The sequence below is a fragment of the Streptomyces novaecaesareae genome, from assembly GCF_000716875.1.
Taxonomy (GTDB): domain Bacteria; phylum Actinomycetota; class Actinomycetes; order Streptomycetales; family Streptomycetaceae; genus Kitasatospora; species Kitasatospora novaecaesareae.
In genome coordinates this window covers 84,545-98,478 of the sequence record NZ_JNWQ01000029.1, presented here as the reverse complement: position 1 = coordinate 98,478, position 13,934 = coordinate 84,545, and the positions used below count along the sequence as shown (strand labels likewise).

Annotated in this window: 11 protein-coding genes; 1 reads left to right on the top strand and 10 read right to left on the bottom strand. The window is 71.8% G+C overall.

Annotated elements, in window-relative coordinates; genetic code table 11:
- Positions 1-197: 197 nt before the first annotated feature.
- The 9 genes from OP86_RS13705 to OP86_RS13665 all read right to left on the bottom strand — a co-directional run bounded on the left by OP86_RS13705 (position 198) and on the right by OP86_RS13665 (position 10,652).
- Complete coding sequence (locus tag OP86_RS13705; RefSeq protein ID WP_030056812.1) at positions 198-1,721, bottom strand: CoA-acylating methylmalonate-semialdehyde dehydrogenase; 1,524 nt, start codon at positions 1,719-1,721, stop codon at positions 198-200.
- Positions 1,722-1,954: 233 nt separating this feature from the next.
- Positions 1,955-2,719 (bottom strand): nucleotidyl transferase AbiEii/AbiGii toxin family protein, encoded by a 765-nt coding sequence (locus tag OP86_RS13700; protein ID WP_030056811.1) that lies wholly within the window; start codon positions 2,717-2,719, stop codon positions 1,955-1,957.
- Between the two features lie 117 nt (positions 2,720-2,836).
- Positions 2,837-3,268, bottom strand: coding sequence for a bifunctional DNA primase/polymerase (locus OP86_RS13695; protein ID WP_030056810.1), 432 nt, complete (start codon positions 3,266-3,268; stop codon positions 2,837-2,839).
- 167 nt (positions 3,269-3,435) lie between these two features.
- Positions 3,436-4,830 carry an NAD(P)/FAD-dependent oxidoreductase gene (locus tag OP86_RS13690; protein WP_030056809.1) on the bottom strand — a complete coding sequence of 465 codons (1,395 nt, stop codon included), beginning with the start codon at positions 4,828-4,830 and terminating at the stop codon, positions 3,436-3,438.
- A gap of 61 nt (positions 4,831-4,891) precedes the next feature.
- Positions 4,892-5,695 carry an ABC transporter permease gene (locus tag OP86_RS13685; RefSeq protein ID WP_030056808.1) on the bottom strand — a complete coding sequence of 268 codons (804 nt, stop codon included), beginning with the start codon at positions 5,693-5,695 and terminating at the stop codon, positions 4,892-4,894.
- On the bottom strand, positions 5,695-6,639 hold the full coding sequence (locus OP86_RS13680; RefSeq protein ID WP_030056807.1) for an ABC transporter permease: 945 nt from the start codon (positions 6,637-6,639) through the stop codon (positions 5,695-5,697). Before OP86_RS13680 ends, OP86_RS13685 begins: the two co-directional genes overlap by 1 nt.
- A complete protein-coding gene (locus OP86_RS13675; RefSeq protein WP_030257897.1) occupies positions 6,636-7,778 on the bottom strand; it encodes an ABC transporter ATP-binding protein in 1,143 nt (380 codons plus the stop codon). Before OP86_RS13675 ends, OP86_RS13680 begins: the two co-directional genes overlap by 4 nt.
- 44 nt (positions 7,779-7,822) lie before the next feature.
- On the bottom strand, positions 7,823-9,082 hold the full coding sequence (locus OP86_RS13670; protein WP_078588811.1) for a polyamine ABC transporter substrate-binding protein: 1,260 nt from the start codon (positions 9,080-9,082) through the stop codon (positions 7,823-7,825).
- Positions 9,083-9,140: 58 nt separating this feature from the next.
- Positions 9,141-10,652, bottom strand: a complete 1,512-nt coding sequence (locus OP86_RS13665; protein ID WP_030056804.1) for a gamma-aminobutyraldehyde dehydrogenase — start codon at positions 10,650-10,652, stop codon at positions 9,141-9,143.
- Between the two features lie 375 nt (positions 10,653-11,027).
- Between OP86_RS13665 and OP86_RS13660 the strand changes: the two genes are divergently transcribed.
- On the top strand, positions 11,028-12,683 hold the full coding sequence (locus tag OP86_RS13660) for a PucR family transcriptional regulator (RefSeq protein ID WP_030257894.1): 1,656 nt from the start codon (positions 11,028-11,030) through the stop codon (positions 12,681-12,683).
- A gap of 37 nt (positions 12,684-12,720) precedes the next feature.
- On the opposite strand, the gene OP86_RS13655 is transcribed toward OP86_RS13660, so the two are convergent.
- Positions 12,721-13,920, bottom strand: a complete 1,200-nt coding sequence (locus OP86_RS13655) for a polyamine ABC transporter substrate-binding protein (protein ID WP_030056801.1) — start codon at positions 13,918-13,920, stop codon at positions 12,721-12,723.
- Positions 13,921-13,934: the final 14 nt, after the last annotated feature.

Below are 13,934 nucleotides of genomic sequence, written 5' to 3'. Positions count from 1 at the left end.
CCAGCCCGAGCCGGGAAGTGGTGTTTCAGAGGATTGGCTGCCCCGGGACCGTCCGCGCCGATGCGTGTCCGGTGCTCCCTGCCAGGCAGCTCGAAGAACTCTACACGCTTCGGCAGGTGGATGCAAACGGCGTGCAAAGCCGGCCGGCCGGGCCCCGGGGAGAGGGGTCCGGCCGGCTCGACGGCGAGATAGGGGGCTCAGCTGTTGGTGGGGAAGCCCAGGTTGATGCCGCCGTGCGACGGGTCCAGCCAGCGCTGGGTCACGGCCTTGCCGCGGGTGAAGAAGTGCACGCCGTCCGGGCCGTACGCGTGGGCGTCGCCGAACAGCGAGGCCTTCCAGCCGCCGAAGGAGTAGTAGGCGACCGGCACCGGGATCGGCACGTTGATGCCGACCATGCCGACCTCCACCTCGAACTGGAAGCGCCGGGCCGCGCCGCCGTCGTTGGTGAAGAGCGCGGTGCCGTTGCCGTACGGGTTGGCGTTGATCAGCGCCAGGCCCTCGTCGTAGGAGGAGACGCGCACGACGGAGAGGACCGGGCCGAAGATCTCGTCGTTGTAGACGGACATGCCGGGCTTCACGTGGTCGAACAGCGTGGGGCCGAGCCAGAAGCCGTCGGCGGTCGGGGTGCCGTCCTTGTCCTCGGCGGTGACCGGGTGCTTGCGGCCGTCCACGGCGAGCTCGGCGCCGTCGGCGACACCGGACTCCACGTAGGAGGTGACCTTGTCGCGGTGCTGGCCGGTGACCAGCGGGCCCATCTCGGAGTCGCCGTTGCAGCCCGGGCCGACCTTCAGGGTGGCGATCCGCTGCTTGATCTTCTCGACCAGCTCGTCGCCGATCGGGTCGACCGCGACCAGGACCGACACCGCCATGCAGCGCTCGCCGGCCGCGCCGAAGCCGGCGTTGACGGCGGCGTCGGCGGCCAGGTCGAGGTCGGCGTCGGGCAGGACCAGCATGTGGTTCTTGGCGCCGCCCAGGGCCTGCACGCGCTTGCCGTAGCGGGTGCCGGTCTCGTAGACGTAGCGGGCGATCGGGGTGGAGCCGACGAAGCTGACGGACTTGATGTCCGGGTGTTCCAGCAGGCGGTCGACGGCCACCTTGTCGCCGTGGACGACGTTGAAGACGCCGTCCGGCAGGCCGGCCTCCTTCCACAGCTCGGCGAGGAAGTTGGCGGCGGACGGGTCCTTCTCCGAGGGCTTCACCACGACGGTGTTGCCGGCCGCGATGGCGATCGGGAAGAACCACATCGGCACCATGGCCGGGAAGTTGAACGGCGAGATGATCGCGACCGGGCCGAGCGGCTGGCGGATCGAGTAGACGTCGATGCCGGTGGAGGCCTGCTCGGTGAAGCCGCCCTTGATGAGCTGCGGGATGCCGCAGGCGTACTCCACGACCTCCAGGCCGCGGGCGATCTCGCCGAGGGCGTCGGAGTGCACCTTGCCGTGCTCCGCCACGATGATCGAGGCCAGCTCGTCACGGCGGGCGTTCAGCAGCTCCCGGAAGGCGAAGAGCACCGTCGACCGCCTGGCGACCGAGGCGGTGCGCCACTCGGTGAACGCCGAGGCGGCGGCGGCCACGGCCTGGTCGACCTCGGCGATCTCGGCGAAGTCGACGTGGCCGGCGACCTGGCCGGTGGCCGGGTCGAAGACGTCGCCGCGGCGGGGCGCCGCACCGGCGGTGGCGACCGGCTTGCCGGCGATCCAGTGAATGATGTGCTTGCTCAAGTCCGTCTGCCTCCGAAGTCCCGGGCGGCGTCCTGCCACCGGTCCGGTCTGGCGCCGCCCGCGAGTGGGCCGGGCGACGGGAATTCACGGGGCTACCGCGCTCTCGTCTCCAGTCTGGTGGCCGACCGGGCCAGGCTCAACGAACAGGCTGACGGGGATCCTGGATTCAGCCTTACAGGTCGTCCGGTCGCTACTCCGGACGGGTGCGCGCGCCAAGGCCCTGCCGGGGCAGCTCAGGCCTCCTCGTCCTCCAGGTACGGGTCGTGCAACCCGTCCGCCGCCTCCTGGGTCTCCAGCAGGTCCAACCGCAGGTCCTGCGCCCACGCCAGCGCCCACCGCTTCAGCCCCTCCACCGCCCCGGCCGGGACGCCCCGGGCACGGAACCGTCCGTCCGCCGCCTCGGCGAGCGTCTCCAGCCGGTCGGCGAGCGCCACGGGCTGGAAGTCCGGGTCCAACTCCCCCGCCAGTGCGAGCAGTTCGCCCTCGCGGTAGCAGCGGGTGAGGGCGTGCACGTCGATCAGGTCGCGCGGCATGCCCCGGTCCACGAGCAGCGCGGTGGTCAGCGCCGCCGCGTCCTCCAGGGCGACGACCGGCAGCACCACCGGCGGCTCGTCCGGCCCGGGCACGCCGAGGTCGAGCCGGACCGGCCGGTGCCCCAGCGGCTCCTTGCGCAGTTCCACCGAGTGCGACCGCCCGCCCAGTGCCAGCCGGACGATCAGCTGTTCCAGCCGCGGCGTGCCCGGCCGCTCGGCGACTCCGCCGCCCGCCGCCCGGTAGGCCTCGCCCAGCGCGTCGGCCACCTCCGGCAGGTCGGCCCCGCCGGTCGCCAGGGTGAGCCCGTCCTGCGTGCAGGCCGCGACGCCGTGGGCACGCAGCGCGTGCCCACCGGCCAGGGCGAGGCCGTACCGGTGACAGACCGGCGCGGCCAGGGCGGCCAGGCGCAGCTGGGCGGGGCCCGGGCGCAGGGACGCGTCGACGGTGTGCGGGGCGGTGGTCACGCCTCCAGTCTGACGCGACCGCCCGCTCCGCGCGCCGCCACCAACCCGCACAGCGGGACTCCTACCGGGACACCCACCGGGACGCCGCGGGCACCCGCAGGTGCCCGGGCGCGCCGCTCACCACCCGCTGAGCCCCGCCGCGGCCTCGTGCAGGGCGAGCTCCAGCAGCACCGGGTCGTTGAGCCGCCCGGAGCCGTCCGGCGGGACCAGCCAGCGCACCCCCCGGCTGCTGCGCTCGGGGTGCGGGACGACGATCCAGGTGCCCTCCCCCGCGCCGCGCACGCCGGTGCCGACCCAGCGCGCGGCGGTGCCGACCGGCACCAGGAAGCTGACGTGCCCCTCGCCGAAGTCGGTGAGGACCGGGCCGCGGGAGCCGGTGCCCAGGATCTCCAGTGCCGGCCGCCCGAGGCGTCCGGGGACGGAGAGGACGTCCCAGCGGCGGCCGGCCGGGAGCAGCATCAGGCCCAGCGGGGTGCGCTCCCACTGTTCCCGGAAGGCTTCCGGGTCCGGTGCCACCTGGGCGAGCCAGTGCAGTCCGGTGCTCTCCATGTCTGTCCCCGCTTCTTGCCGTTCGTCCTGTTGGGGCGCGGCGGGAAAGGCCGAGACCCGCCGCCACCTAGGAGAGGCGGACGGCGGGTCCCTCTTACACGGGTCCTTGCACAGGTCGCGGGAACGGGCGGATCCGATCCGGCGGCGCCGGGGGCAGGCGTCGGGGGTCAGCTGTCGAAGCCCAGCCCCAGCCGGTCGAGCGTGCGCAGCCACAGGTTGCGGTGGCCGCCGTTGCGGTCGGCCCGTTCCAGCGACCGGGTGGTGATCTCGATCCCGGCCCAGCGCACCGGCTCGGGCGGGAAGGGCAGCGGCTTGCTGCGCACCATCTCCAGCGAGGTGCGCTCGGTGCGCTCGCCCGCGAGCAGGTCGAGCATCACCTCGGCGCCGAACCGGGTGGCGCCGACGCCGAGCCCGGTGTAGCCGACCGCGTACGCGACCTTGCCCCGGTTCGCGGTGTCGAAGAACGCCGAGAACCGGCTGCAGGTGTCGATCGCGCCGCCCCACGCGTTGGTGAAGCGCAGCCCCTCCAGCTGCGGGAAGCAGCGGAAGAAGTTGGTGGCGAGGGTGCGGAAGGTCTCCGGCCGCTGGTCGTACTCGTGCCGGACGTGGCCGCCGTAGTGGTAGACCGCGTCGTAGCCGCCCCAGAGGATCCGGTTGTCGGCGGAGAGCCGGAAGTAGTGGAACTTGTTGGCGCTGTCGCCGAGCCCCTGCCGCCCGTGCCAACCGATCGAGGCGAGTTGCTCCTCGCTGAGCGGCTCGGTCATCAGCGCGTAGTCGTACACCGGCACGATGTACGGACGGACGCGCTTGAGCAGGGACGGGAACACGTTGGTGCCGAGCGCGACCCGCCGGGCGAAGACCCGGCCGTACGGGGTGCGGGCGGCCATGCCGCTGCCGTACTCCCGCAGGTCGGTGGCCCGGGTGTGCTCGAAGATCCGCACGCCCTGGCGCAGGCAGGCGTCCTTGAGGCCCCAGGCGAGCTTGGCGGGGTGGACCATCGCCACGCCCTCCTTGTCCCAGAGGCCGCCGAGGAAGGTCGGCGAGTTCACCTCGGCGCGCAGCTGGTCGGCGTCCAGGACGGTGATGTCGAGGCCGTACCGGGCGACGGCCTCGGCGACCTCGTGGAGCTCCTCGACCTGGTGGGGCTGGGTGGCGACGTCGATCTCCCCGGTGCGCTCCCACTCGGCGTCGATGCCGTGGCGCTTGATGGTCTCCTCGATGGCGTCGAGGTTGGCGGCGCCGAGGCGTTCCAGTTGGCCGAGTTCGGAGGGCCAGCGTTCCAGGCCGTTGCCGAAGCCGTGGGTGAGGCTGGCCGCGCAGAATCCGCCGTTGCGCCCGGAGGCGGCCCACCCGACCTCGTTGCCCTCGACCAGCACGACGTCCAGTGCGGGGTCGCGCTCCTTGGCGATGAGGGCGGTCCACAGGCCGGAGTAGCCGCCGCCGACGACCAGCAGGTCGCAGGTGGTGTCGCCGACCAGGGCGGGCAGCGCCGCCGGGCGGCCGGGGTCCTCCAGCCAGAAGGGGGTGGGCCTGGCGTCACTGAGTGCGCGCGCGGAGTCCATGCATTATCAGCCACTTTCCACGGATAGATGACGTTACGAGCCACCGCTGACCGACGGTACGTCAGGCGGTGGCCTTCCTGCGGTTGCCGAGCCACTGGCCGGCGACGGTCAGCGCGACGGCGGCGAGGAACATCGCGGTGCCGATGACGTTCACCTGCACCGGGATGCCGCGCTGCGAGGCGCCCCAGACGAACATCGGGAAGGTGACGGTGGTCGGGCCCGAGTTGAACTGGGTGATGATGAAGTCGTCGAAGGAGAGCGCGAAGCTGAGCAGCGCGCCCGCCGCGATGCCGGGGGCCGCCAGCGGCAGGGTGACCTTGAGGAAGGTCTGGGTGGGGGTCGCGTAGAGGTCCTGGGCGGCCTGTTCGAGCCTCGGGTCCATGCTCATCACGCGCGCCTTGACCGCCGTCACCACGAAGCTGAGGCAGAACATGATGTGCGCGATCAGGATGGTGGTGAAGCCGAACGGGATGCGCATGTTGAGGAAGAGCGTCCCGAGCGAGGCGGCCATGACCACCTCGGGCATGGCCATCGGCAGGAAGATCATCGCGGTGGTGGCCGAGCGGCCGCGGAAGCGGTAGCGGGCCAGCGCGAAGGCGACCATGGTGCCGAGCACGGTCGCGCCGATGGTGGCGAACACCGCGATCTGCAGGCTGAGCGAGAGCGACTGGCACATGTCGGCCACGCCGCAGGGGTTGGTCCACGCGTCGGTGGAGAACTCGTTCCACTCGTAGTTGAACTTGCCCACCGGCTTGTTGAACGAGAAGGCGAGCACGACCAGGTTGGGCAGCACCAGGTAGGCGAGGGCCAGCAGGCCGGCCAGCACCACCAGGTGGGCGCGGATCCACTTGACTGTCCGGGACATCAGACCAGTTCCTCCGTCCCGGCCTTGCGCATGTAGACCGTCACCATGCCCAGGATCAGGGCCATCAGGATGAAGCTCAGCGCGGCCGCCGTGGGGTAGTCGAGCACGTTCAGGAACTGCTTCTGGATGCCGTTGCCGACCATCTGCTCGCTCGGCGAGCCCAGCAGCTGGGCGTTGATGTAGTCGCCGGAGGCCGGGATGAAGGTCAGCAGGGTGCCCGCGACCACGCCCGGCAGCGAGATCGGGAAGGTGACCTTGCGGAAGGTGGTGAACGGGCGGGCGTAAAGGTCGCCGGCCGCCTCGTGCAGGCGCGGGTCGATCCGCTCCAGCGAGGTGTACAGCGGCAGGATCATGAACGGCAGGAAGTTGTACGTCAGGCCGCAGACCACCGCGAGCGGTGTGGCCAGCACCCGGTCGCCGTCAGTGAGCCCGACCAGGTTGGTGAGGTCCAGGACGTGCAGCGCGTTCAGCGCGCCGACCACCGGGCCGCCGTCGGACAGGATGGTCTTCCAGGCCAGCGTGCGGATCAGGAAGCTGGTGAAGAACGGCGCGATGACCAGGATCAGGATGACGTTGCGCCAGCGCTTGTTCGCCTTGAAGGCGATCGTGTACGCGAGCGGGTAGCCGACGGCCAGGCAGAGCACGGTGGCGACGCCGGCGTAGGAGAACGAGCGGACGAAGTGCCACTTGTACTCGACCAGGGCGTCCCAGTAGGTCGAGAGGTGCCAGGTGACCTTGAAGCCCTCTTCGAGCGAACCGGTCTGCAGCGAGGTGGACGCCTGGTAGACCATCGGGACGGCGAAGAAGACGACCAGCCAGGCGATGCCGGGCAGCAACAGCCAGTAGGGGGTGAGCTTGCGCTTCGGCTTCCGCTCGGCCGGGGCCGCGGGAGTGCCGTCGGGGGGTATCGCCCGGGTCGGAGCGGCCGGGGTGGCGGCGGTCATGCGGCCTCCTCCGCGGTGCCCGCGTCGATCGCCTGCGAGGCGTCGAGGGCGAAGGAGTGCGCCGGGTTCCAGTGCAGCCGGACGGCCGCGCCGGGGACGATCCGGGCGTCGCGCTCCATGTTCTGTTCGAAGACGCTGACCTCCTGGCCGCTCTCGGTGCGCACCACGTACTGGGTGGAGACGCCGATGAAGCTGGAGTCGAGGACGGTGCCGGCCAGCTGGTTGCGGCCGTCGGCGACCTCCTCGGAGGCGTGCGTGATGGTGATCTTCTCCGGGCGCACGCCCAGGTGGACGCGCTTGGCGTCGGTGGCGCAGCGCGCCTTCGGCACGGTGAGCCGGGCGCCGGCCGCGCTCAGCAGCAGGTCGCCGTTCGCGCTGCCGGTGACCTCGGCGGGCAGCAGGTTGGACTGGCCGAGGAAGTTGGCCACGAAGGTGGTGGCGGGGTTCTCGTACAGCTCGGCGGGCGCGCCGAGCTGCTCGACCCGGCCGCCGTTCATCACCGCGATGGTGTCGGCCATGGTCATGGCCTCCTCCTGGTCGTGGGTGACGTGCACGAAGGTGATGCCGACCTCGGTCTGGATCCGCTTGAGCTCCAGCTGCATCTGGCGGCGGAGCTTGAGGTCGAGCGCGCCGAGCGGCTCGTCCAGGAGCAGCACCTGCGGGTGGTTGATCAGGGCGCGGGCGACGGCGACGCGCTGCTGCTGGCCGCCGGAGAGCTGGTGGGGCTTGCGCCGGGCGTACTGGCCGAGTTCGACCAGCTCCAGCATCTCGTCGACCTGCTTCCTGACGTCCTTCCTGCCGCGTCGGCGCAGGCCGAAGGCGACGTTCTCGAAGATGTCCAGGTGCGGGAAGAGCGCGTAGCTCTGGAAGACGGTGTTCACCGGCCGCTTGTACGGGGGCAGGGCGGTGACGTCCTGGCCCCCGATCAGGACGGTGCCGCTGGTGGGCTCCTCCAGGCCGGCGATCATGCGCAGGGTGGTGGTCTTGCCGCAGCCCGAGGCGCCGAGCAGGGCGAAGAAGGAACCCTGGGGGACGGTCAGGTCGAGCGGGTGGACGGCGGTGAAGGAGCCGTAGGTCTTGCCGATGCCGGTGAGCCGGACGTCGCCGCCGGCGGCCGCGTCTCGCTGCTGGTCTGTCATGGGGTCTGTCTTCCTGGTCTCTGCGGTTCTCTGCCGGGAGGGGGTCAGGCGCCGATGAGCTTGGAGAACTTCTGCTCGAAGTCGCTCTCCTCGCTCTCGGTGAGGGTGCGGAACACGTGCGCCTTGGCCGCCATCTCGGGGGTGGGTACGACCAGCGGGTTGGCCGCGCTGTCCGGGGCGAGGGTCGCGAGCTCGTCCTTCATCCCGGTGACGGCGGAGACGTAGCCGATGCCCGCGACCAGCTGCGCCGCGATCTTCGGCTGATAGTAGAAGTCGATCAGCTTTTCCGCGTTCGCCTTGTGCTGCGCCTTGGCCGGAACCAGCATGTTGTCGGTGGAGGAGAGGAAGCCCTTCTCCGGGACGACGAACTCGATGTCCGGGTTGTCGGCGCGCAGTTGGATCAGGTCGCCGCCCCAGGCGATGCAGGCGGCGATGTCGCCGGAGGAGAGTTCCTGGCCGTAGTCGTTGCCGGTGAAGCGGCGGATCTGCTTGCCGTCGACGGCCTTCTGCAGCCGGGCGATCGCGGCGTCGAAGTCGTCGGCGGTGAACTTCGCCGGGTCCTTGCCCATGTCCAGCAGGACCATCCCGATGCTGTCGCGCATCTCGGAGAGGAAGGTGACCCGGCCCTTGAGCTCGGGGTCGTCCAGCAGCTGGGAGACGCTGGTGACCTCCTTCCCCTTGGTCGCCTTCTTGTTGTAGGCGACGACGACCTGGATGCCGGCCCACGGGTAGGAGTAGAGCCGGCCCGGGTCCCAGTCGGGGGCGCGGAAGCGCGGTTCGACGTTGGTGATCGCGGTGGTGACGTTCGCCGGGTTGAGCTTCTGCACCCAGCCGAGCCGGATCAGCCGGGCGGCCATCCAGTCGGTGAGCACCATCAGGTCGCGGCCGGTGTCCTGGCCGGAGGCGAGCTGCGGCTTGATCTTGCCGAAGAACTCGACGTTGTCGTTGACGTCCTCGGTGTACTTGACCTTGATCCCGGTGGCCGCGGTGAAGGCCTCCAGGGTGCCGTGCTTCTCCTTGTCCTTCTCGTCGGTGTCCACGTAGAGCGGCCAGTTGGAGAAGGAGACCTCCTTCTCGGTGTCCGAGAGGTCCTTGGCGGCGTTCGCGGTGGAGTCGCCGGTCGCCCGGGGCGCCGCCGGGATGCCGCAGGCCGCCAGGGTGCCCGCTCCGGCGGTCAGCGCGGCGGCGCGCAGCAGGGTGCGGCGGCCGAGTGCGGCCCGGCCGCTGGTCAGGCTGCGTTCCCAGGCCCTGCGGACCGGTTCGGGCAGACCGTCGGTGAGCTCGTTGAACGCCTTGAACGTCATGGAACGGGCCTCCTGGGGGGCATAAGGGCGCGTGGGGGGGAGCGCCCTGGTCCGTGGGTTATCTGTCTCCGAAGACGGTGCGGTGCCAGTCCTTGCGGGCCACCGCGGTGGTGTCGAACATGACGTGCTTGACCTGGGTGTACTCGTCCAGCGAGTACTGGGACATGTCCTTGCCGTAGCCGGAGGCCTTGTAGCCGCCGTGCGGCATCTCGCTGATGATCGGGATGTGGTCGTTGACCCAGACGCACCCGGCGGCCAGCTCCCGGGTGGCGCGCAGCGAGCGGTGCACGTTGCCCGTCCAGGCGGAGGCGGCCAGGCCGTACGGGGTGTCGTTGGCCAGCCGCAGGCCCTCGTCGTCGCCGTCGAAGGGCAGCACGACCAGCACCGGGCCGAAGATCTCGCCCTGGACGACCTCACTGTCCTGCGCCGCGCCGGTGACCAGGGTGGGCGGGTAGTACGCGCCCCGGGTGAGGTCGGTGCCGTCGTGGCCCTTCTCGGGGACGCGGCCGCCGGTGACCACGGTGGCGTACGAGCGGGCGCGCTCCACGAAGCCGGCCACCCGGTCCCGGTGGGTGTAGGAGACCAGCGGGCCGAGGTCGGTGTGCGGGTTCAGCGGGTCACCGATCCGGATCGCCGCGAACAGCTCGGCCACCCCGGCCACGAACGCGTCGTACAGCGGGCGCTGGACGTACGCGCGGGTCGCGGCGGTGCAGTCCTGGCCGCCGTTGATCAGCGAGGCGGCGACCGCGCCGTGCACGGCGGCGTCCAGGTCGGCGTCGTCGAAGACCACGAACGGGGCCTTGCCGCCGAGCTCCAGGTGGGTGCGCTTGACGCTCGCGGTGGCGAGTTCGGCGACCCTCCTGCCGACCGCGGTGGAGCCGGTGAAGGACACCATCGCGACGTCCGGGTGCGCGACCAGGTGCTCGCCGGCGGTGCGCCCGGCGCCGGTGACCACGTTGACCACGCCGTCCGGGATGCCCGCCGCCGTGCACGCCGCGGCGAACATCAGCGACGTCAGCGGGGTCAGCTCGGCCGGCTTGAGCACGATGGTGTTGCCCGCCGCGATCGCCGGGAGGATCTTCCAGGCGGCCATCTGCAACGGGTAGTTCCACGGCGAGATCGAGCCGACCACGCCGATCGCCTCGCGCCGGACGTAGGAGGTGTGGTCGCCGGAGTACTCGCCGGCCGCCTTGCCCTCCAGGTTGCGGGCGGCGCCGACGAAGAACGCGGCGTTGTCGATGGTGCCGGGCACGTCGAACTCGGTGGCGAGCTTGACCGGCTTGCCGGTCTGCGCGGTCTCCACCCGGGCGAGGTCGCCGCAGGCGTCGGTCAGCACCGCGGCCAGCCGGGTGAGCGCCTCGGAGCGCGCGCCGGGGGTGGCCGAGGACCAGCCCGGGAGGGCGGCCTTCGCCGCGGCGACGGCGGCGTCGACGTCCCCGGTGGTGGCCAGGGAGACCTGCTCGACCACGCTGCCGTCGGCGGGGTTGACGACCTGGAAGGCTTCGCCGCCGCCCCGGGCCCGGCGGCCCGCGATGTACTGCGCGCCCGCGCCGAAGTCGGTCAGGTCCATCTGGTTCCTCCAAGTGCCGGTGGTTCGACTGCGCACGGCGAGAGCACACTCCCCCCGGGGAGGGGGAAGCGGTGAGAGGGAATCCGCCCTGTCGATCAACGGGGTTGCGCGATCCTGACAGTCCGGCGGAGCCCGGACAAGGGATTCCGCTGTTGCGTTCTGGTTAACGCTACGGATTCCGGCGTGAGGACTGTTTTTCGCCACAGCCGACCCGCTGACCATGCCCGGTGCCGCCCCGGCGCGACAAGGGTCACTGCGACAACCTCGGCGCGCAGGGCCTTACAAGGTGCAAGGGTTCGATCAGGGCAACAGGTCGTCACCGCGATGGATGATTTACCTGACACTCTGGTCCCCCACGACCCTGGAGGCCCCGCGATGCTCCCCACCGTCGCCCGCGTACTCGACCTGGAGGTGATGCGGCGCGGCCTGCCCCAGGTCGTGGCCGGCGCCGACCACCTGGAGCGGCCGGTCCGCTGGGTCCACGTCAGCGAGCTGCCGGACGTCGCCGGGATGCTCCGCGGCGGCGAGCTGGTGCTGACCACCGGCATCGCGCTGCCCGAGGACCGCGAGGGCCTGGCCCGCTACGTCCGCGAACTGGACGACGTCGGGGTGGCCGGCCTGGTCGTCGAGTTCGGGCGGCGCTACTTCGACGCGCTCCCCCGCGCCCTGGTGAACGCCGCCGAGCAGCGCGGGCTGCCGCTGATCACGCTCCGCCGCGAGCTGCGCTTCGTCGCCGTCACCGAGGCCGTGCACGCCCTGGTGGTCAACGCCCAGCTGGAGCAGCTGCGCGTCTCCGAGTCCGTCCACCAGGTGTTCAACGAGCTGGTGGTGGAGGGCGCCGAGCCACCGGAGGTGATCCGCCAGGTGGCCCGGATGGCGGGCGCGCCGGTCGTCCTGGAGAACCTGGCCCACCAGGTGCTGGCCCACGACACCGCCGGGCGCCCGGAGGCCGAGGTGCTGGAGGACTGGGAGCGCCGCTCGCGCGGGGTGCGGCCGGACGGCCGTACCGGGCACGACCCGCGCAGCGGCTGGCTGGTCACCGTCGTCGGCGCCCGCGGCCAGGACTGGGGCCGGCTCGTCCTGGTCCAGGAGCCCGGCCCACTGCCCGAGGGCGAGGCCCACCCGCACACCATGCTGCTGGAGCGCGGCGCGTCCGCGCTGGCGCTCAACCGGCTGGTGGTGCGCGACCGGGAGTCCCTGGAGCGGCAGACCCACCGCACCCTGCTCTCCGGCATCCTCACCCACGCCCTGACCGTCTCCGAGGCGGCGCTGCGCGCCCAGGCGCTCGGCGTCCCGCTGGAGGGCCGGCGGCTGGTCGGCGTGGTGCTGCGGCAGCGGCGCGGGCCGATCCCGGCCGCGCTGGAGGCCCAGGCCCGGCTGCGCGACTTCACCGAGCTGGCCGCGGGCGCGGCCCGGGCCGCCCGGCTCTCCGCCCTGGTCGGCGCGCTGGACGACGAGGGCGTCGGCCTGCTGATCTCGCTCGGCACCCAGCAGGACGAGCACGCCTCACTGGACGCCTTCTCGGCCACCCTGCGCCGGATGTCCGCCGAGGCCGGCCGGGAGGGCGGCGACCCGGCGGGCCCGGTGGTCGCGGTCGGCTCCTCGGTCGGCTCGGTCCGCGACGCCCGGCGCACCCTGCTGGAGGCCACCCAGGTCGCCGACGCCGCACTGCACGACGTGCCCGGCGGCAGCCGCACCTCCTCCTACTACCGGCTGCCGGACGTCCGGCTGCGCGGCCTGCTCCACCTGCTGCGCGACGACGCCCGGCTGCAGACCTACGTGGAGCGGGAGCTGGGCCCGCTGCTGGCCCACGACGCCGAGCACAACGGCCAGTTGGTGCAGATGCTGCGGATCTACCTGGAGCAGGGGCGGAACAAGTCGGCCGCGGCGGACGCCGCGCACCTGTCCCGGCCGTCCTTCTACGACCGGCTGCACAAGGTCGAGCGGATCCTCGGCGTGGACCTCGACCAGGTGGAGTCCTGCCTCTCCCTGCACGTGGCGCTGCTCGCCCTGGACGCCGTCCGCCGCTGAGCCCCGCGCGTCACGCCCCGGCGCCGTCCCGCTGTCCTCACACCCCGGTGATGCGCCCCCAGACCTTGTGCAGCTGCGGCCGCTCGGCCGAGGTGACGTCGCGCATGGTGCGCAGCCGGGCGCGCATCTCCTCGGTCGGGAACACCAGCGGGTTCTCGGCGAGTTCGGCCTTCGCCTTGTCGCCGCTGGCCGCCAGCACCTCGCGGGCGGCCGGCACCGGGCAGATGTACTGGACGAACGCGGCGAGTTCGGCGGCCACCTCGGGCTGGTAGTAGTAGTCGATCAGCGCCTCGGCGTTGCGCTTGTGGACGGCCCGGTTGGGGATCATCAGGCTCTCCGCCCACAGCTCGCCGCCCTCCTCCGGCACCACGAACTCGATGTCCGGGTTCTCGGCGGTGAGTTGGACGGCGTCGCCGGAGTAGGCCTGGCAGGCGAGCGCCGCGCCCGAGGCGAGGTCGCTGGTGTAGTCGTTGCCGGTGAAGCGGCGGACGTGGCCGGTGTCGACCATCTTCTGCACCAGGTCCATCGCCTTGTCCGCGTCGTCCCCGGTGAACTTCGCGATGTCCGCGCCCTGGGAGAGCATCAGCAGCCCGAGCGCCTCGTCCAGCCCGGCGAACAGCGTGACCCTGCCCTTGAGTTCGGGCGCCCACAGGTCCGCGGTGGACTTGATCTCCCGGCCGAGCGCCTTGCGGTTGTAGGCGATGCCGGTGATCCCGGACTGCCAGGGCACGCTGCGCCGGCGCCCGGGGTCGAAGGCCGGGTCGGCGAGCTGCGGGTCCAGGTTGGCCGTGACGTTGGGCAGGTTGGCCCGGTCCATGGCCTGCACCCAGCCCAGCGAGACGTACCGCCCGGCCATCCAGTCGCTGACCACCATCAGGTCCCGGCCGGGGTCCGCGCCCTGGGTGAGCACCGGGCTGATCCTGCCGAAGAACTCGTCGTTGTCGTTGATGTCCTCGGTGTAGGTGACCGCGATCCCGGTCTTCGCACTGAAGGCGTCCAGGGTCGGGCGCCCGCCCCGGTCGTCGGTGTCGATGTACTGCGTCCAGTTGGAGAAGGCGAGCCGCCGGTCGCTCTCCGAACGGTCCGGCACCGAGCGGCGGTCCTCGGCGACGTACGCGGACGGGATCCCGCAGCCGGCCAGCGTGCCGGCACCGAGCAGCGCCGCCCCGCCGAGCACGGAACGTCGGCGCAGAGCAGCGGAGTTGGACGAACGGCGGGTCAGGGTGGAGCTGGGCATGGGGAGCCTTCCGG

Bases quoted from the DNA above. Each gene is read 5' to 3' on its own strand.
- OP86_RS13695 (WP_030056810.1), bottom strand. From the start codon at position 3,268: ATGGAGAGCACCGGACTGCACTGGCTCGCCCAGGTGGCACCGGACCCG.
- OP86_RS13690 (WP_030056809.1), bottom strand. From the start codon at position 4,830: ATGGACTCCGCGCGCGCACTCAGTGACGCCAGGCCCACCCCCTTCTGG.
- OP86_RS13685 (WP_030056808.1), bottom strand. From the start codon at position 5,695: ATGTCCCGGACAGTCAAGTGGATCCGCGCCCACCTGGTGGTGCTGGCC.
- OP86_RS13680 (WP_030056807.1), bottom strand. From the start codon at position 6,639: ATGACCGCCGCCACCCCGGCCGCTCCGACCCGGGCGATACCCCCCGAC.
- OP86_RS13675 (WP_030257897.1), bottom strand. From the start codon at position 7,778: ATGACAGACCAGCAGCGAGACGCGGCCGCCGGCGGCGACGTCCGGCTC.
- OP86_RS13670 (WP_078588811.1), bottom strand. From the start codon at position 9,082: ATGACGTTCAAGGCGTTCAACGAGCTCACCGACGGTCTGCCCGAACCG.
- OP86_RS13665 (WP_030056804.1), bottom strand. From the start codon at position 10,652: ATGGACCTGACCGACTTCGGCGCGGGCGCGCAGTACATCGCGGGCCGC.
- OP86_RS13660 (WP_030257894.1), top strand. From the start codon at position 11,028: ATGCTCCCCACCGTCGCCCGCGTACTCGACCTGGAGGTGATGCGGCGC.
- OP86_RS13655 (WP_030056801.1), bottom strand. From the start codon at position 13,920: ATGCCCAGCTCCACCCTGACCCGCCGTTCGTCCAACTCCGCTGCTCTG.